The organism is Paenibacillus pabuli (assembly GCF_039831995.1).
Lineage (GTDB): Bacteria > Bacillota > Bacilli > Paenibacillales > Paenibacillaceae > Paenibacillus > Paenibacillus pabuli_C.
In genome coordinates this window covers 2797027-2815501 of record NZ_JBDOIO010000003.1, presented here as the reverse complement: position 1 = coordinate 2815501, position 18475 = coordinate 2797027, and the positions used below count along the sequence as shown (strand labels likewise).

Below are 18475 nucleotides of genomic sequence, written 5' to 3'. Positions count from 1 at the left end.
TTATATTTGTACTGTCTATTTAACGGGGCAGTTCATCAGTGGGATGGTCCTTCTATATTTCAAGTTAGGAAGAAGGTAACATTAGATCGATTAGATCTATTGCTAAAGATTTTGATCCACTCACGCCTTTTATATATTTTAAAGGTCCTTCCGAAGACCAGTTCAAAGATGTAAGTCTGTTCACGTACTTATGCATCAAATCATAATTCATTCTTCCACGATCATTAACGCATTTGGTTAGAACTTTTGCTCCAGCAATTGAAAGAGCATCCAAACAAACAATATGTGTTATGCGATAATCCCCATAATTCATCCATTCCTTTGCGAAAATATCCTTGATATATCGATAATAATTTAAAGCTACTTGATATTTCTCTTCACTCGTCATACCTGAAAATTGTTGTTCTTTGAACAAGTGTTTAAGTGTTCTATAAAGATTTTGAAGTGTAACGTGTCTACCTCGAGTACGTTTACCGATGATACTCCCAATGTTGTGAAAAGGGCTTTCAGGGCGTATTACTAGCTCAGTTGCGATCCAGCTATATTCATCGTCTTTACGTCGTAAGTACTTGCTTAAAGAAGTGCCAATACCTTTAGCTTTCGTATTAATGGTATCAAAAAAATGTATTTCTTCGTCTTCATCGAGGTAATGGAAAGCGAGAAATGGAACATTTATCTCGGTATTTGTTTCTTTAATATATCGTTCAATACCACCAAGACGATGCTGACCATCCATAAGTGATGCTTTTCCTCTGCATACTAGCCTTCCGTAATTTGTTCGCAAGTTATCGTAAGACGAGAATTCCCAATTCCCTGCAGCATTTAATAAAATAGGTGAAAACAAAGCATCTTCACCTTTAGATAAATAAATTGCAAAATCGGTACTTCTTTTTTTGTCTACCGGTCTCTGGTATCCTTTTCCAGATGGATCATCATAACGCTTGACATAGGTTACGTTTATGGCAGTTGAAGCAGTTAAGTAACTCTGGTAGGCAACTTTACCACGCATTTTGTATTGAAGGACATTCTCAATAACAATCGTCGTAGGCAAGTTATTCATAATATATTCACCTTTCCTGTATCTCAAAGTTGTTATAGCATAATATAGTCCTGAATTTATATATTTTCAAATAGTAATATATAACATGAGTATCTGTAATACATAAAGCAACTTACCTAATCTGTTAAGAGAGGTGGTTGCTTTGGGAATTCGAATTACTGAATACGTAGGAGAACAAGTAAGAATTATTCGAAAAAGCAAGAACTATACTCAAGAACAGTTGGGTGAGAAGGTTGGTCTGCCTCAGCCTTATATTGGAGGCATAGAACGAGGTGAAAGAAATATTTCGTTAGACACCTTAGAACGTATTCTAGAAGCTCTTGAAGTTTCTCCTGGCGAATTCTTCAGAGGTTACAATGATAATTATTTTTCTGAAAATGAGAAAGCGAAAGAGTCGGTCTTATTAAACTTGAGTGAACTCCTATCCAAAAGGCCTATTCGAGATATTGAGATGATTCAAAATTTGGCGAATGATGTTCTAGCAACAATTGATTTTCATGTTAAAACTGAAAACGAGAAAAAATAACCTCCATCAACATTTTTGGTAGGTTATTTTTCTTTTAGTACTCATCTAGAGGCAAGAAAAAATTTTATGTCCGATTCGCTCAACTAAGGAGATAGTTTAAGATTAATAGAGCAGAACCTAATCATATGTAAAAAATAATAGTTAGAATCAAAAAATAATGAAATCACAGGTGCAACTATTGGATAAAACTGTATTGAAATGGTACAATTGAACTAGTATAAGCAATAAAATGAAAAGTAGAGGATTAAATATGAATAACAACCAAGCCGAAACTATAACTACACAGATTCCTGCTCTTTTGCCAGATGGATTTCTTCCTCCAGGGATTCACTTAACTACTTGGGAGGAATTTGAACAGAGGTATTCATGGAGTATGACAAGAAGAACACAATTAAAAGGTATGAAAAAGGCATTAGACGAGTTTAAAAGAGCTGGTTGTTCTAAAATATATATTGATGGAAGTTTTGTCACTGGTAGAAATCATCCTGGTGATTTTGATGCACTCTATGATCTAGATGAACTTATAGTAGATTCTATTGATAAAGTTTTAATTGATTCAAGTTTTAGCGGAAGGGAAAAACAAAAAAAAAACTATGAGGGTGAGTTTTTCCCTGCTTCAGCAAAAGCGGATCCGTATGGAAACAAGTATTTAGACTTTTTCCAAAAACAGAAAAAAAATAAAAAGCCAAAGGGAATAATAAAAATAGAATTGAGGTGAATGATTCATGATAAAAAGTGATATAGAGTTAACAATTACACAGGACACTTTAAAAGAGTTCATGTTCACTTTACAAGAAGCTCAAGGTGAAAATGATTTAGATGAATTAGGTTCTTTCAAAAAAGAAATATACTTAAAAGCTCTGGAGGGCCAAGTAGAAGAACTAACTAAACAAGTAGAAGATTATGAAAATCTTAAAAATGGTGTAATTGAGCCTTTTAAGGTTAGTGAAATTATGAAATTACCTAATTACATCATAAGAAAAAGAATTGCTTCTGGTAGAAGTCTAGAGGAATTGTCAGAATATACAGGTATAGATGTACGACAACTGGAGGAATATGAAGAAGAGCTTTTCGTAGAAGCCCCTCCATCAGATTTAGCAAAAATTATTAAGACTTTACAGATTCCTGTACCAACACCTTTTTTTAGTATGTTACAAGTTAAATTGATAGATTTGAAAAAAAATATCGCCAAAAGCCTGAAAAATCTAGAGACATTTATATTACCTGAAGAAATCAAGCAAGGTGAGAATCAATCGTTAGGCTACTTAAAGCTTTTTAGTAGGTTAAAAGGAATATATGATGAGTATGCGGAAAAATTCTTACTAGATTCTAGTCAACCTATTCAATTTTCAAGTGTGAGCTCTTTTAAATATAAAGTACCTAAAGGTGTTTCTCAAGAACTCGTGTATTCTTATACTACTTTCGCAACTTACTTGGCTAAAGTGGTATCTACTTCTTATACAGTAGAAGCTGCTTCTTTCTTAACTGACTATAGAATGTTTAAAGAGCAAGTTCTAAGGGGATACGGAATTCTAAATTTGGAGTCTTGTGTGAATTATATGTGGGACTTAGGTATTCCAGTGATCCCTTTAAAAGCTAAGGGAGGATTCCACGGTGCTTGTTGGAGATCAAATGGAAAAAACGTCATAATACTTAAACAACAAGCTAACTCAGAAGCACGTTGGTTGTTTGATTTGCTACATGAGTATTGGCATGCTACACAAGAGCCAGAATTAGAAGAACGAAGTGTAGTTGATTTTACTGAAACCTTATCTCAAATAGAGCAAGATTCAGAAGAAATTGCTGCTAATAATTTTGCTAGTGATGTATTATTTAACGGAAAAAGAAACGAGTTAATTGAAGCATGTTATGAAGAGGCCCAATTTAAACTTGCTTACTTGAAGAATGCAGTGATAAATATATCTAATGCTAACTATGTAGACACTGGCTCTTTAGCGAACTTTGTAGCTTACGATGTACAAACTAAAGTTAAAAGTAAAAATCAGACATGGTGGGGAGCAGCACAAACTCTTCAAAATAAGAATAATCCTCACGGTGTTGTGCTTAAAGTTCTAGAAGAACGCCTAGATTTCAATAATATTGAAGATAAGCTTGACAGAGAAATGGTTATAAATTTAATAGAAGCTGAGTAAACAAATTAGAAAGTGTATTTTGATATAACTATAACTTCTATATATTGGTTTTAAGACGAAAGTGTATATTTCTCTGCTTAGTGCCCTGATTTTCTAATGTTACGTTTCTTGTAGTTAGCCAGGATGCATAACGCCCACAATTGGCACATTGAAATATCCCTGATTCAATTAACGGAAAATGTTAGCTCAATAGAATAAGGCTAAGAAAAGCAGTTGAAAAATTTAAGTGACTCCTTGAAGTTAGACAAATATTTTTATGCAACTTGTTGGGCATGAGCTCGGTATTGTACCGGGCTCATGCCTTTTAATTTTGACTTGATACTTTTGTGATTGTAGTAATACATGTATCGAGCTAGTTCTTGCTTGAAGTGATCTGCAATTTCAAATTCAGTAAGATAAAAACTCTGATTTCATAATGCCAAAGAAGTTTTCCATTACTGCGTTATTATAAGAATTCCCATTGGACGACATGCTCTGGATAATGCTTGTCCCACTAAGCCTGTCAATACTGCTTCATCTGGTAGTGCCAGCGTTGATCCGAATGCAGGAGGAGCTCATCCCAGTTGGATAGGCGTCTAAAGGCTTTATTGTGCATCTTGGAGACTAATGAATACGTATGCGAGACCCCACTGTGTAAGCCAAAATTTCTTCGTTTAACAAGTCCGTAACAGGTGATAAATACAGCTTTTCTCCAAACAACTTTATCTCTAGATAAGTATTGATGAATAGCATCTATCTTCAAGTCTAAATTAAATTATGACAAAAAAACTGAACTACCAATTAGTAGATAATGTCTAACAATTGAGGTACAGTTCATATGATCGGCGGCTTTTGTTCAACTAACGGCAGGTTAGTTTAATAATATCTTTTTATATAATATTTAAAGATTCAAAAACAAGGAACTAATTAGTATAATTATGTAAAACAAAGATAGGTGGGGATCATTATTTTAACCCGAAGTGAGGAAGGTTTTAAAAACAAGCTAAAAGAATGTCTTGAAATAATATCAATAAATATTGAAAACGGAAGAACTAACAAAACATTGACTAATGTACTAGCTGGACAGTTAAGATTACTACTCTGTGACACAAATAAGGGTAGTGAGAATTCTTTGATTTATAAGGTAATTGAAAATCCTTCAATGGATTATGTTTGCAATAATTTCATATCATTTCAAGACACAAAAAGAATAGAGTTTATTCCACCGACATCACTCTTCAGGAAAGATGGGTTGCAGTTGCCTTTAAATGATTGGTTAAACCAAGAAATTATAAAATCTAATATTAAATATGAATCGTTAACTAACTGCGTATGTTATTATTGTGATCCTTTTCCTCAGGCAGGTATAAGTTATCCTCAAGTGACATTAGAAAAAGATGAATGTTTTATTTCGGTTATGTGTGCTGCGTGCGGTAGCGACTTTCCTGTCAATATAGAAGAAATAGGCAATTCATATGAAGGTAAAATAGAAAATGTAGAAATCACTACTATTACTATTAGGGATATCATTAAAAATAATGCAAACAAAAATGGTGGAGCCCATGTTGATCGGAACTTGGATATAAAAGGTTTCTTATGTGCTGAGATAGGCGGTGGTTATATCGAATCAATATCGAATTATATTTTAGAATATTTTAAAGGTGAGAATATTATATGATTTTTATTATATCTTTTAGTAGTTATAAAACCACATACTGCTAAACTAACGGGATATGTGAATTCAATAAGTTCAATGTACCGCTCAACATGAGCGGTGTTTATTTTCGACGAAAATCAAAAGTACACAATGGTTAGACTGATTGTCCTGTCCGTTCATTAAATTAGTGGTGCAGTTAACAGAACGAGTGTGCTTGAAAGTGGAGTTGAGGTAACATTCACTTTTGCGGATTATAGAGCTGAGTAAATACCAAGAGCTACTCCGCCCCACCCTCACAAAAAGTATCGAAAAGACATATGACACCGTGAATAAAACGGGCGTGATCTTCGTCTACAGATATCAAGCGGCTGTAACTATGGGAGACTTCTCAAAGCTGGCTATTGCATGAATCATAAGCTTATCTGTTTCCTGTTCTACATTAAAATGGTTATTGTGACAAAGTAAGAGTTATGGTACGATTTTCCTATTGAAAATGACGACATTAAAGTAGGGTGATTGACATGTTGATTAGACCGAGACTTAACGATTTTCATGATCTTCCATTTACACAAGAAGAAGCGGATTTCGCAATTCCATTTCTTGATGAAGATATTCCGCTATATTTAGATCCATTTTTACTGTGGAAATCACCATCAATGCAAGACAACGCTTTACACGCTATCATTTCGAATTCTTTCAATCATTTAGGACATCTAATTAAGAAGAATAATGAAAAAGAAGCTACGGAGATATTAATTCGAGCGTCAGAATGTACTGAAGTTGGATTAGGCACTTCGGGTAATAAAAGTGGAATGAGAATTGGAGGGAAAACAGCAACTTCAATTTTATCGCTCTTCAATTCTGTTCCTCAGATCACAGAAGGCGGATTTACTCATTTTGAAGAAATTCAGCTTTATGTTAATCAGATTTCAAAAGATCGTGTGAGTGACATTGCCTGTAATTTTTTGAAATCGTTTTTAATTGATTTCACGATCCAACAGTGTGAAAAGCATAAAATACCAATGGAGAAGACAAAAGTCCAGGATTTGTACAATCATAAAACATATCAGATCATTGAAGAAGATACATACTTACCTATTAATCCAGAAACTAAAAAGCCGGTGCTACTTGTTCCAAAGCGATGGCTTCGTTATATCCCGTGGATTAACTATGAAGATTACTTTGATGGTTATTTCGTAAAAGAGGTTTGGCAAGATAAAGATAACGTACCTTCTAGAGTTGAAATTTTGGAATACAACCGAAAAAACTATGATGTGGTTCAAAACTTTATCAAGATGAAAGAAAGAACATTTGAAGATTGCAAAAATGATCCACTGTTTAAATCGATACCTGTTACATCAGCTAAAAGAAAATTAAATGAAATTATAAAATTGCCATCAGGTAAAACCGATAACGCAGATAAAAAATATGAAGATCATGTTTGCCAGCTAATGGCTTCTGCACTTTACCCTCATTTGGATTTTGCTCAAGCGCAAAGCAGAACTGATTCCGGAGCTTTAATACGAGATTTGATTTTTTATAATAATCGTTCTTTCGATTTTTTAAAAGATATATATGACGATTACAAAAGCAGACAAATCGTAATGGAATTAAAGAATGTCGCCAAAGTTGAACGAGATCATGTTAATCAGCTTAATCGTTATCTTACAGACTCATTTGGCAGCTTCGGTATTTTAATAACAAGAAACCCTCTGCCAAAACCAATCTTCAAAAATACGATTGATCTTTGGTCAGGTCAACGAAAATGTATAATTGCATTGACCGATGAGGATCTAAAAATGATGGTTTCCGTGTATGAAAGTAAACAACGGCATCCGATAGAAGTTATCAAAAAGAAATACTTAGAATTTAGACGAAGTTGTCCGTCTTAATCATTTTCTAGGAGGAAGAATCATGAGCATTAATGTTAGCGCATTTGAGAAAGTACAAGCTCAACTTCAGGGGCTGTTTGATGAAGTCGGCACGTTATCGAAGAAAAAGCCTGATGATGCCATCAATAAATTTAAATTGAAGTTTATTAATCCAATACTGGTGGAAGCAAACAAACTGTTAACGGGAGACTACAAACCGTTTTTAGATTTTGAACAATTCGATGAGGATAGTCTTCCGACCAACAGTGATACTGTTTTGATTTTGTCTCAGTACCTTAACTGCTTAGAAAAGCTTAGAGCTGATAACATCAAGCAATATTCAGCATCCTGGTTTTGGATGGAAAACGGAAACAAAACTGATATTCGAACGGCTCCACCAAAGAAAATAACCTGGTAGCTTATTAGGGGAGGATTAATTGACCATGTCAAAAGTAAGAAATACAGACTTGCCTACTGAAGCAATTGCTGCTAAGTACGATATGTTGTCTCCGATGTTAGATTCTGCATTATTGGAAATGCGTGAATTTTCGAAGAAAAAGCAAGATGGTGTTTTGAATCCATTAAAGGTAAAAGTATTAAATCGATTATTGTCTGATATTAAAGAAATACTAAATTCCGACCCAAGTACTGATTATTTAGATATACTGGACGACGAGTCACTACCGCAAAACAGTGATGCTGTTCTAATTCTTGGTCAATTTAGAGCAGCTATGAACCAATTTAGAGGTAAATACTATGGTTATTATGGTGGAAGCCATCGATGGTTAACCGTAGAGAAACCTCAAAGATAGCAACGTGTGTGACTATATGGATGGAGCAATCAATTAGCTTGTTTGAAATTATATCAAGAATTGCTTCTACAAATCAGGGATAAGCAGATAGGTACGTGTATCAGTGGATTATTTGTTCATGAAACGTAAACAAATGAAGAAAAAGTTTTAGTCCAAAATTGGGGCTAAAACTTTTTCTTTATTTTTAATCTGATATTGTTGATAGATTACTAAATTAATTAAAGTAACTGCTTAATGTTATCCCTCATTCGACTTACAAGAATAGCTTCCGGAGTTGTCTGATAAAGTTTAGCTTGGGTCTTGTCCAGTATATTCCCGATGACTTTAGAGTTCCCACCAGAATGCTCTAGCGCTTTTTCGATGCAATTTAATAGTAGTCCTGCTAAGGGAATAGTGGTACTGGTTAAAGATGTACCAATATCAACTAACACACCTCTTATATCCCATGCATTAACCCTGTTCTTATTTCTTTCGAAGGATTTAACAGTATTGTTAAATGCATCAATAATTTGTTTTTGTTCTTCTGAATGTTGATGTTTAGAAATTCTCTGGATCAACATATGAAATCGAGCTATATCAGCACCTTTAAATGCAGTTGCTAATTCTAAAACAGGTACACTGTTTGCGATAGTTAAAATTGCTTCTGTTGCTATATTTGGTGTACTCATGAACTCCATGTTCCATTCATTATTGACTCCTGAATATATGTTCGCTAAAGTCTCAGAATTTCTAATGTGAGCTTTATCTCCAGTAGGACATAATGTAGACTTTAGAGCTCCTGCCCATTCGACTGCGTAAGATGCTGTAATTATTTCGAAACTGTAGTCTTTACCAGTCTGACTATCAATAATAGCAGCAATTACAGCTCCGTAACCAGTTGGTGCAGTTCCCATAGCACCTCTGAATGCTACTAAAGTGTTAGCGTCCCATATTTCTGAAAGTTTGATAGCTAGGGCTCTAACCCATGATTGTGATTTTGGATCATTTAACTTTAGGGCTAGACCATGAAGAGCTGAGAGTAATCTTTGTTTTTCCTCAGTTTCAAGAGTAGGATACAAAAGTGGATTTCTTCTGCGACTATCAGCAATAGTTCTAAGAGCTAATTGTCGAGAAAACATAAGATTGTGAGGAGCCGATTCTACTAGCTCTTCAAGAAATTTTTGTTCATAATGGTCGATATCTTGAGGAAATAGTATTTTTACCCTATTGAGTCTAACGAGCTCAATAAGTTCTTTTTCTGATATACCGAGAGATGATAGTACACTTGCATGGTCTAATGATGGAGGAGCAACGATGTTCACTGTTTGATACATCGTGAGGTAGTTACGAATGTCATGTGCACCAGAGATTGAAAGATCCAATAAACAGGATGATCCGTTCTGTTTCCATTTTGCAGGTAATGCTTCTTCTTCAATATAGTCATCAGAAGTCAGAATCGGCACTGACTGATCAACCCATAATTGTTCGTCAAATTCCCATTGCTTTTTTAATTCTGAGCTTACATTCATCGAGGATCTTCTACTTGGTATCAAGTCTAAGCTAGGTTCTGTATTAATATTTTTAGAATGAATGTGACTGTTTAATAATAGTTTGATGTGATCAGGTCTGGTGAAACCTTGGAGCCTATCTAAAGAATAAATGAAACAATCATACTCTGAATCAGTTAGCGTACGCTCAACTTCAAGAATCCATCCTTCTCCTTGTTGAAAGTAAAATCTATAATTTGGAAAATCGGGAGGTATGAGCAAAGCGATTTGATCATCGAAATCATTTTGGTTGAGCATTTCACCGACTACTTGGACAGCTTCTTGCAACGGGCGATCATCTAATCTAATAGCTCCTGATGGTACTTGCTCAACTAGGAAAATGGGGGTAGCCATTGCTCTTACTGTCGTTTTAAAGAAGTCTTCTAATGACAATGAATCAATATTGTTAAGTGGCTCAACTGATAAATCCTTGCATTTGATATAATAAAAATTATTGAAATACCAAAGTCCGTTAGTTACAATATGTGGTTGCAAAATTCTAAACCTATCATAAGACCAATGGGCACAATAATAGATTGAATCGAATTTAATACTCATAGCTAGTCACCTCATGGAAAGTTATTTAAAGAATATTTACGGGTATTGTTCGAGTTAGGTTTCTTTAAAGAAAAACAATCTGATGTCCGTGGGCCGAAATAATATCTGGTACCGAAAGATTTCCGATGAAGCTCTAAATACAGGCATAATGTTAGAAATCTATCTATTTCCCCTTAACTTTAGAAATTAGAAAACTCATGAGAAATGGCGCTAGGCCCCTTAAAGATTGGTGAGAAACATCATTTTATGTGAAAAGATTAGGGAACATTTCCTTGAGTTTATCTTCTTTCTGAGCTTCGCTTCCGGGGTCTGCAAATGATTTTTTTAAATGTTGTTGCTCAACGTTTGTATTTGTATATATTTCTTTGTTGAAATCAAGAAGATTGCTCTGCATGCCTTTCTCTTCTCTCAAGTGGGGGAAGGCACTCGATACAACTAATGTCTTGTACAAATTTTCATAATGAAGAACTTGATGTTTTAACTTGTCTATTTGAAGCTTTTGTTTTTGAACAGTTGTCTCTAACTTATTTAAGTCTTTAGCCTTTCTCTTCAATTCCTTGTTTTCCAGATAAACACTATGCAATGTTTCTATGATAGCGTGAAGTTCCTGCACAATCTTTTCTTTACTATTATTGTTGAGGAGTTCCTCGATATCCGGGAAGTAAATGTCCAAATCTGATTGTTCATAAGATTGCATAATGGGGGCATTTAATTCTTGAATATAATCAGCAATTCTCCTCTTCCAGGTATTCCGACTAATGCCTGTTTCTTTTTCGAGCATGAGAAACGATAATTTCTGTCCCTTATGTTTAGTTTTAATTTGGAGTGCCATTTCTTTTAGCTTTTGATCTTCAATAGTTTTAGGTCTTCCTTTATTATTTTTCATAATGATTCTCCAATAATGTAGAATTAACAGCTGAGAGATGGTCCATCATTTGCACGAGTCGTTGAGATGCTGCATTTAATTGATCTTGTCCTGTTTTTTGATTGGATAGGTTCTTCAAGTCATAGTACATATGCTTGCTGATCGTTAGCATGAATTCCGTTGTTTCTCTAACTTTTTGAGTCAATATGTCAGAATAATCTTTGAGCCAACGAATTCCCATTTCAATTTCATTAACTGGTGGTTTGAAAATATAGTGTGGACAGACTCTGCAATCTTCCGCACAACCTTCGGGAAAATCAGTTTCTCGATAACTACAGAAGCCGTAAGTCGTCGAACGGAAGCTTATCAGGTCCTCATATTCGTAAATTTTCCCTCGATCGATCAGTTCCCTTGTTTTGCCTAGAAGAGGGCCACCGATGTTTTTTTTGAATGTTACTTTAGATTTTTCTTGGGCCATTAAGTAAACCTGTGACTGAACGTAATGATCGATATGGGAGTAGTAGTTTTGCTGTACTCCAAGAGTGTCGTGCCCTGCCATACGAGCGATGGATAACATATTGAAACCTTGTAGGAACATGTTCATGATGGCAAAATGCCGTGTATCGCCGCAGGTGACCCTATCCACTGACTCATCTTGTATGATTTCATTGTAAAAATCATCAATAAGGCGCTGCAGATACTTATCAATTAATCGATTTTGCTTGCCCTTACGTTGTTGTATAGTTTGACGTGGTCTAATCAAATACCTGACATAAGCATCAAACGGAATCAGATATTCAGAATGAATGTTTAAGCTTGCTAGAGTACTAATGTATTTATTAATTATTGAATACATCTCGTAGTTAATCTCTAATGTATCTGTCACATCCACTTTAAAGGGTGAATCCGCTTGTTTCTTTTCGCGAGGAATCTTAATCCAGTATGTTTCGTCGTCTCTTTCTACAATACAGTTCTTTTGCAATGTTAAAAATTCGATGACGCGCATAGGTATAACATTGGTTAGTTTCCACCAAATATAAACCGGAAAAAAACGAACATGTTCTTCTCCATAGGAAATGTAACTAAAGAAATCAATGATGTGTTCATCAAATGTGAGAATGTCTTTATAATCAGGCAACTCCCTGTTTTTTCTATCAGGCTTAGGTATCGAGTTGCAGACATTGTTGATTTCTGAAGCATTGTTGTGGTTATAAAATAAAAAGAAATTTTTGATGATTAATGCATGCCCGTATGCAACCAACGGAGTTTGTTGGAGTAAATGAGTCTCTAAATTTGAAATATCTTTGAATCCGTTCGAAGCTAACGCCGAGTATTTCAAAGCTTGAAGCATGTTATGACAAGAAGAAACTGACCTGCCACTGGTTCTCTTAAGCAGTATGAAACCTTTCAATGCGAGGTTTAGTTCTTTAAATACTTCTAAATTAAAGTTGAAAAAAATATCTCGGTCTTTGCGAGCGTCAGGGAAGAACCATACAGTATCTTCAAATGATGTTGCGGTAATAAACTTATGTTTTTTAAGGTATTCGAAATGCTCTTCAAAAACATCATTGGACATATTTTGAAAAAATACGTTCTCAATTGCACTTAATGTATTTGTTTGAGTTAAATCTCCAAGTCTCCTACGGATTAACAGATGAATTCTCCTTTCTTTATTTTTCTGCAAAGAGCCGATCTCTGATTTCGAAGACATTATTGCGAACTTCATGAAGGTCTATAAAACTGTTTACATACAATTCTCCATAAAATAAAACTGCTTCGTTTAAAATAGTTAGCAGTTTTTTTAGGAAGTTTGAATCACGAAGTATAACCGTGAGATGCTCCGTTTTTTTTATTGACTGATACAATCGAAAGATCTCGTGTTTTAGTTGGAATAACAAATACAGTTGAGGGATGAAATTTTCGCAATAAAAGCAAGATTGTATATGTGTCTTGCCACAGTTGGGAAAAGTGAAACATTGGCCTTGAGCATCTTTGGATGAACACTCACCTCGGAGAATTTTTTTGAATATATCAATTAGTTCATTGTGAGAAAGAGATAGCAATTTTGTTGTTAATGTATCTCTGCTTTCATTATTTTTTCTAATAAATGCGGCCCAATTCTCTAATTGAATTGGAGTAAGATCTTGACGGATACTTGAGATTAGCATTGTTCTTTCTTCGAAGGTGGGGTGAAGTTCTTGAGTCGTAAGAATCTGCTTAATCATAAAATTAAATAGCCAACCAAAGTGTCCACGGTTTAACAAATTGACAGATACATGGTTTGTTGAACCATCTAGGTTTGTTGATTGGACATAAACTGCAGTAGACTCTTGTCTTTCATGTGAACGCAGAGACATCGTGTATGATAGCGCCAACTCTGGATCTGGAGCACTATCGATAATGCTATTAAATAAATAAGTCATAGTAGATCGAATCATAACTATGCTTTTGAAGTTCTTAAGCTTTTCATTGAACTTAAAAAAGACGAGATGTCTGTGTGTGGGCTTCTTTGCATTAAGTGCATTGGTTAGTAAGGTTTGCATCAAAAAAGAATCCTGATACTCAGCTCTATGCAACTCATTGATGAGAAAGGCTGTTCCTGCTGCTAATGTCATATCTAAAGGAACAAGAAATGTGAGGAGTGCTTTAGTTTTAGAAGCAGAAGAATGTCTGGTCTTAATATATACTTGGTTTACTACCTGTTGAGCTTGCTCAACACTTAACTCGTTTGAGATAAACCATTCTAAATGATAAATCCCTAACTCATCCAAATCTAGGCTGGGTAGTTCGTTGACAATATCTGAAGGGCGCCAGGCATCCATTAAATGCATGAGCGTGAATAGCCACATATTTGAATAATACTGGCTTTTAATGGCCTCTCGGGTATGGAGTTGAACCTTTTTTACATACTGAACATACTCCAAATAAATTTCTGGTTCGTAGACATCTTTCTCCGTAGAATTCTTGCTTTTTTGAGTGATAACAAACAATTTCTCTCGTTTTATACCTAAGGTCTGAAAGGAATAGTGAAAAAATTGGTTTGCATAAATTCTAAAAGTGATGGGTATTGATTCATCTTGTAATATGTTTCTAATCTCCTCTTCGGATAGATCAATACAATTCTTGGATAATTTAGAGATGACAGTTTCAAAAACTGCTTTAATTCTGTTACACTGATTTTTGATGTATGGCGGTCTGCCGCCTAGTGACGCAATGCGCATTTCTGTGTAGCTTTTATATAATTTTTTTGTCTGTGAAAGATAATTTGGAGTAGGAATACGATTGATTTTTTCTAGTATTTCAGGGATTAAATTTTGTGTAGTGAGTTTTTTAATAATTTCTTCTTTGTTTTGTCTAGGTGAGCCTTTTCGTTTTGGAAATATATTTAACGTTTTTAGTTTTATATACTCATCTAAATCTGATTGTGGAATCAAATTTTGATTATATTCAATGAACGCATTTGGAAAATAACCTTTTTTCACTAACTCATTCACGTAATTATAATTTGGTCTTTGTAGATAAGTTGCAGCTTGTTTTGTTGTAAAGACCTTTTCACTAGAAATACTTTTTTTTAGAAATTCCTCTACTTCAGATTTTGGAATTAAAATATATTCACTTCCTTGAATTTTATGTCGTTTTACATCTTGGATTTCTCCATTTTGTATTAGTTGTTCAATCGTTTTTCTACGTGCATTTACTAATCTACTAAAATTACGAATGGTGAGAAGGTCTTCAGGAATACGAGAAAGATTGGTGCATTGATTGTTTGCTTTGAGTTGAGATACACTATTAGCTCTTCTCTTCAAAGCAAAAGACAAATCATCACGATTAATGAGTATTTCTGTTTCTCTTATTTGTGTAAATGGTACATCACCATTCTTAATTAGTGCTGTTATTTGTTTTCTTGATATCTGATATTCTTGACTAGCCTGAGATACAGTAATTGAGTTGTTTCGCGAATCCATTTTAGCAAGTATAGTTAACATAGCTTTTTTTGGGATGTACCATTTTTTCAGCCAGAGAATTGCTCCTGCAATTTTATTTATAGAAATCCACCTATGGATAGTGGTTGTAGAAACGTTCAGTTCTTTTGCTGCTACTTCAACAGGTATAAAATTTTCATTTAAGTTTCTAACGTAATTCTCATATTCATATACAGAATTTTTGGGGATGATATAAAAGCTAGAAGATGTAGAGGAAGCCCCGAACTTCTCTACTCCCTTGAATCGTTCTTGTCTAATCCAACGAAGAATTTCGATTTGATCTACGTTAAATCGTTCTACTAGCATGTTTGTATCAAAGTAATCTTCTGGAATACCTGATTTATGGTAATTGATTAGGTCAGCATATTCTTGTTTCATTTTTTCGAAATCTGATTTTGATAATAGATGCGTTTTTCCAATCATTGACGGGATTCGGTACTTTGATGAAATATCCGAAACTATCTCATAGGGTATTTCTAGCATTTTTACCGCCTCTAATAATGGAATCATCTCTCTTTCTCGTTTTAATTCATTCTTTAGCAAATTAAGTTCATCTAATGGTATGTAACGTACGCCATACCAGGTTATAACCTTTTGGATTTTCTTCTGCCTCAACCAGCTCAAAATTAAATAATTCGATATACCCAACATTTTTTGGGCTTGCTCGACTGTTAAGTGGAAATCCTTCAGTTGTTTTACTCTATTTTCATATTCGATTATGGAGTAAAGTGGAACAACGATAAGATCACCACAGGGAAGCCCAGTTAATTTTTCTACCTCATTAAATCTGCGTTGTTTTATCCAAAGACTTGCAAGTGAAAGTTTAATATTAAACCTTTCAGAAATCATTCTAAGAGTTAAATACCCCCTGGGAGCACCCAATTGATAATAATCAAATAGAAGCTCGTTATTTTCCTTAAACTCAATCAAAGTGTCTTTACTTATAAAGATACTGTTTCTTACCCTTGATTCGTTTTTGATTGAAGGTATTTTATTGATTTTTATTAAGTGTTTTAACGTATCAGCCTTTAATCCAAGAAACTCAGATGCCTGTGATATTGTCAACACTTCTGTTGTGAATTGCATTACATTTAATCCTCCTGTCTTTCCTCTATAAGCCGGGGTATATAGTTACTGTGCATATGATTCATCCGCTCTTCCAGCTTTATCCTGAACCGAGAAGTCTTTTTTAGATATGAAAGGGCAGACAGTATTGAACTGTCACCTCTGGGCACAGAGATGTCATATGGATTTTGAGCAATCTCAGCAAGAAGATTACTAAATATTCCTCTACCAATGTGTGTTGACCACTTTGAAATGTTCAAGTGATGTGCAAGGAGTTTGTCTTGAATATTGGAACTTTGTTGTAGTGTTTTGATAAATTCCTTTTTCAATTTGACAGATTGTCAAACCAAGTGCGACAGTTCCTCTGTGAAAGATTCGTGAGCGGTTCTCCAACCCAAGCATTTTCGTGGTCTGTGGTTTATTAGATCTAGTGAACTGGCAAGATCTTCATCCTCGACTTGAGCGAGATCGGTGCCTTTCGGGAAAAACTCTCGAAGCAATCCATTCGCATTCTCATTGGAACCGCGTTGCCAAGACGAATATGGATCAGCAAAATAAACGTGCAGGTCATGGCTTGTTTCCAGATTGGCATAGCATGCAAACTCCTTTCCCCGGTCAGCCGTGGCTGTGAGGAAAGTGCCTGTGGGATACTGTGAGATGGCTACACCAAGCGCAATTTCCATAGACAGAGCAGTGCGATCAGGCATGAGAATGGCGGTATATAGACGGGTTTTGCGTTCAATGAGCGTGGCTATGCATCCTTTACTTTTCCCACGACTAGATACGACGGTATCCAGTTCCCAGTGCCCAAACGTTTCACGAGAACGAACCTCTTGGGGACGATCCGAAATTGATCTGCCAATGGCAAATTTACCGCGAGTTTCTGCGGGTTTCTGACGCTTTCCTTTGTGCCGAAGAACCTGTAACGTGCCTTGAACCAGTCGACCTGCGTAGATCCAGCGATAGATCGTTTTGAAGGATACTGCTGGCAAGCCTTCGGTACGGAAGCGTTGATTGATCTGTTCCGGAGACCACGTTGCCTTCAGTTTTTCCTCCAGTGAAGCAGCTAAGGTGCTTGACCATTTACCTGAAGAAACAGAGGATTGACGACGCTTCTCATAAGCGTTCTGAGCGTGTTCTGCCTGATAGGGATACGATGAATTAGCACGATCTAGTTCGCGGCAAATCGTGGACGAATGTCTCCCCAGTTCTTTTGCAATAGCTCTTGAGCTTTTGCCTTGTCTGTGGAGGATTTCTAGCTTGCTGCGTTCGATTATGCTAAGATGTGAATAACTCATGGACTGATTCTCCTTGTGTGAATGCTGGTGTGGTAACTTTCATTCTACACGAATCAGGCTGTGAGCCATTTTTTTATTTCAGTAGGGTGTCGCACTTCATATTACAATCCGTCATTTATTAAAGTATTGTCTGTAACTTTTTGCGGACATGGCCTTTCCATCACGGTTAACGAAGAGAGCATCTGAACCATCTGTGCTTCTAAACAACTCAAGGTGATCACTATAGATACTATCGAACCAATCTTTATAGATGAACACTTGTTGTTTTCTTTCTTTTTTTACAAAGTTAGCTCCATCAGAATCTTTAATATCCGTTCGTAATTGTCTCTCCCTTATGTTTAATAACACAACTTCACCATCTAATCGATATCTCACACCTAACCTTGTGATATTGACCACTTCACCAACTCTTAGTCCTCCGAATATTTGGAAATACAAGCCAAGGACAATGGGTTTGGCCACTATAATTGCTGTTTCAAATAATAAAGGGATATAGTGAGAGGGGAAGGTGTGCTCTAATGGAGAGCTTGCTGTTGATGGTAAAATCACATTCCTAAATATAGAGATCTGAACTTCTTCACCGAATTGATTATGATATGTCTCAAATGCATTTGGGGTAACGTTGGGAAGGCATTCATTCTTGTATAAATAACGGTAGAAAGTATTAAGCGTACGATCTACACTTTTAATGCTTGTTCTGCTGTTTCCTCGTTTACTTAATTCATTTAAGTAACTATCACCATGAATAACATTAAGATCAGTAAGTGATTTGAATTCAAACGATCGATTTTCCTCCAATAAATAATTCAAGAATGCAATAACATTAACAGCATGTTTTCGTTGAGTGTTATACGAATTGTATCTCCAGTTTTTATAGATAAAGTCTGTTAATGGGTGAAGCGTATCCGTGTTGTTTATAACATCGGAGACACAGATCATAGCAAGTTGCTTTTTACTGTTACGCTCCCAATCAATCCAGATTGAATCAGCACGAAATCGATACCTAATTTTCTTCTTGAAAGGCATGAGCTCAGAGATCATATTCCCTCCTCCATTTTTTGAATTAGACATTAGCTTCGGTTATATACCATATCTTAACAAAACCATTCAGGTATTTGTACA

At 35.3% G+C, this 18475-nt stretch carries 14 protein-coding genes and 1 pseudogene; 7 read left to right on the top strand and 8 right to left on the bottom strand.

What is annotated here, in order from left to right; all coding sequences use genetic code 11:
• Positions 1 to 64: 64 nt before the first annotated feature.
• The gene (locus ABGV42_RS14915) at positions 65 to 1060 is read right to left on the bottom strand and encodes a DGQHR domain-containing protein (RefSeq protein WP_347382328.1); all 996 of its coding nucleotides are present in this window, start codon (positions 1058 to 1060) and stop codon (positions 65 to 67) included.
• A gap of 142 nt (positions 1061 to 1202) precedes the next feature.
• Between ABGV42_RS14915 and ABGV42_RS14910 the strand changes: the two genes are divergently transcribed.
• From ABGV42_RS14910 to ABGV42_RS14900, 3 genes are all read left to right on the top strand, one after another.
• Entirely contained in the window at positions 1203 to 1586 is a 384-nt protein-coding gene (locus ABGV42_RS14910) for a helix-turn-helix domain-containing protein (RefSeq protein WP_347382327.1), read from the top strand.
• Positions 1587 to 1836: 250 nt separating this feature from the next.
• Positions 1837 to 2304: a DUF6932 family protein gene (locus ABGV42_RS14905; protein WP_347382326.1), complete on the top strand. Its 468-nt coding sequence runs from the start codon at positions 1837 to 1839 to the stop codon at positions 2302 to 2304.
• Between the two features lie 7 nt (positions 2305 to 2311).
• Entirely contained in the window at positions 2312 to 3739 is a 1428-nt protein-coding gene (locus ABGV42_RS14900) for an ImmA/IrrE family metallo-endopeptidase (protein WP_347382325.1), read from the top strand.
• A 254-nt stretch (positions 3740 to 3993) separates the two neighbouring features.
• Here the strand turns inward: ABGV42_RS14900 and ABGV42_RS14895 are convergent.
• Positions 3994 to 4447 (bottom strand): annotated as a pseudogene (locus ABGV42_RS14895) (IS3 family transposase); the annotation flags it as partial.
• A gap of 226 nt (positions 4448 to 4673) precedes the next feature.
• Here ABGV42_RS14895 and ABGV42_RS14890 point away from each other — a divergent pair.
• The 4 genes from ABGV42_RS14890 to ABGV42_RS14875 all read left to right on the top strand — a co-directional run bounded on the left by ABGV42_RS14890 (position 4674) and on the right by ABGV42_RS14875 (position 8058).
• Positions 4674 to 5396, top strand: coding sequence for a hypothetical protein (locus tag ABGV42_RS14890; protein WP_347382324.1), 723 nt, complete (start codon positions 4674 to 4676; stop codon positions 5394 to 5396).
• A 500-nt stretch (positions 5397 to 5896) separates the two neighbouring features.
• A complete protein-coding gene (locus ABGV42_RS14885; protein WP_347382323.1) occupies positions 5897 to 7267 on the top strand; it encodes a hypothetical protein in 1371 nt (456 codons plus the stop codon).
• 22 nt (positions 7268 to 7289) lie between these two features.
• Positions 7290 to 7664, top strand: coding sequence for a hypothetical protein (locus ABGV42_RS14880; protein ID WP_347382322.1), 375 nt, complete (start codon positions 7290 to 7292; stop codon positions 7662 to 7664).
• A gap of 25 nt (positions 7665 to 7689) precedes the next feature.
• Positions 7690 to 8058: a hypothetical protein gene (locus ABGV42_RS14875; RefSeq protein WP_347382321.1), complete on the top strand. Its 369-nt coding sequence runs from the start codon at positions 7690 to 7692 to the stop codon at positions 8056 to 8058.
• Positions 8059 to 8276: 218 nt separating this feature from the next.
• Here ABGV42_RS14875 and ABGV42_RS14870 read toward each other — a convergent pair whose 3' ends face one another.
• The 6 genes from ABGV42_RS14870 to ABGV42_RS14845 form a co-directional block, all read right to left on the bottom strand.
• Positions 8277 to 10142, bottom strand: a complete 1866-nt coding sequence (locus ABGV42_RS14870) for a hypothetical protein (RefSeq protein WP_347382320.1) — start codon at positions 10140 to 10142, stop codon at positions 8277 to 8279.
• Between the two features lie 244 nt (positions 10143 to 10386).
• Positions 10387 to 11028 (bottom strand): hypothetical protein, encoded by a 642-nt coding sequence (locus ABGV42_RS14865; protein ID WP_347382319.1) that lies wholly within the window; start codon positions 11026 to 11028, stop codon positions 10387 to 10389.
• Positions 11018 to 12691, bottom strand: coding sequence for a hypothetical protein (locus ABGV42_RS14860; protein ID WP_347382318.1), 1674 nt, complete (start codon positions 12689 to 12691; stop codon positions 11018 to 11020). The genes ABGV42_RS14865 and ABGV42_RS14860 overlap by 11 nt, the downstream gene beginning before the upstream one ends.
• Positions 12678 to 16076, bottom strand: a complete 3399-nt coding sequence (locus ABGV42_RS14855) for a helix-turn-helix domain-containing protein (protein ID WP_347382317.1) — start codon at positions 16074 to 16076, stop codon at positions 12678 to 12680. Before ABGV42_RS14855 ends, ABGV42_RS14860 begins: the two co-directional genes overlap by 14 nt.
• A 320-nt stretch (positions 16077 to 16396) precedes the next feature.
• On the bottom strand, positions 16397 to 17353 hold the full coding sequence (locus ABGV42_RS14850; RefSeq protein WP_110755421.1) for an IS30 family transposase: 957 nt from the start codon (positions 17351 to 17353) through the stop codon (positions 16397 to 16399).
• Between the two features lie 111 nt (positions 17354 to 17464).
• Positions 17465 to 18394, bottom strand: coding sequence for a site-specific integrase (locus ABGV42_RS14845; RefSeq protein ID WP_347382316.1), 930 nt, complete (start codon positions 18392 to 18394; stop codon positions 17465 to 17467).
• Positions 18395 to 18475 lie beyond the last annotated feature (81 nt).

Excerpts from the sequence above, each read along its gene's own strand:
- ABGV42_RS14915 (WP_347382328.1), bottom strand. The coding sequence starts at position 1,060 with ATGAATAACTTGCCTACGACGATTGTTATTGAGAATGTCCTTCAATAC.
- ABGV42_RS14905 (WP_347382326.1), top strand. The coding sequence starts at position 1,837 with ATGAATAACAACCAAGCCGAAACTATAACTACACAGATTCCTGCTCTT.
- ABGV42_RS14900 (WP_347382325.1), top strand. The coding sequence starts at position 2,312 with ATGATAAAAAGTGATATAGAGTTAACAATTACACAGGACACTTTAAAA.
- ABGV42_RS14885 (WP_347382323.1), top strand. The coding sequence starts at position 5,897 with ATGTTGATTAGACCGAGACTTAACGATTTTCATGATCTTCCATTTACA.
- ABGV42_RS14880 (WP_347382322.1), top strand. The coding sequence starts at position 7,290 with ATGAGCATTAATGTTAGCGCATTTGAGAAAGTACAAGCTCAACTTCAG.
- ABGV42_RS14875 (WP_347382321.1), top strand. The coding sequence starts at position 7,690 with ATGTCAAAAGTAAGAAATACAGACTTGCCTACTGAAGCAATTGCTGCT.
- ABGV42_RS14870 (WP_347382320.1), bottom strand. The coding sequence starts at position 10,142 with ATGAGTATTAAATTCGATTCAATCTATTATTGTGCCCATTGGTCTTAT.
- ABGV42_RS14865 (WP_347382319.1), bottom strand. The coding sequence starts at position 11,028 with ATGAAAAATAATAAAGGAAGACCTAAAACTATTGAAGATCAAAAGCTA.
- ABGV42_RS14855 (WP_347382317.1), bottom strand. The coding sequence starts at position 16,076 with ATGCAATTCACAACAGAAGTGTTGACAATATCACAGGCATCTGAGTTT.
- ABGV42_RS14850 (WP_110755421.1), bottom strand. The coding sequence starts at position 17,353 with ATGAGTTATTCACATCTTAGCATAATCGAACGCAGCAAGCTAGAAATC.
- ABGV42_RS14845 (WP_347382316.1), bottom strand. The coding sequence starts at position 18,394 with ATGATCTCTGAGCTCATGCCTTTCAAGAAGAAAATTAGGTATCGATTT.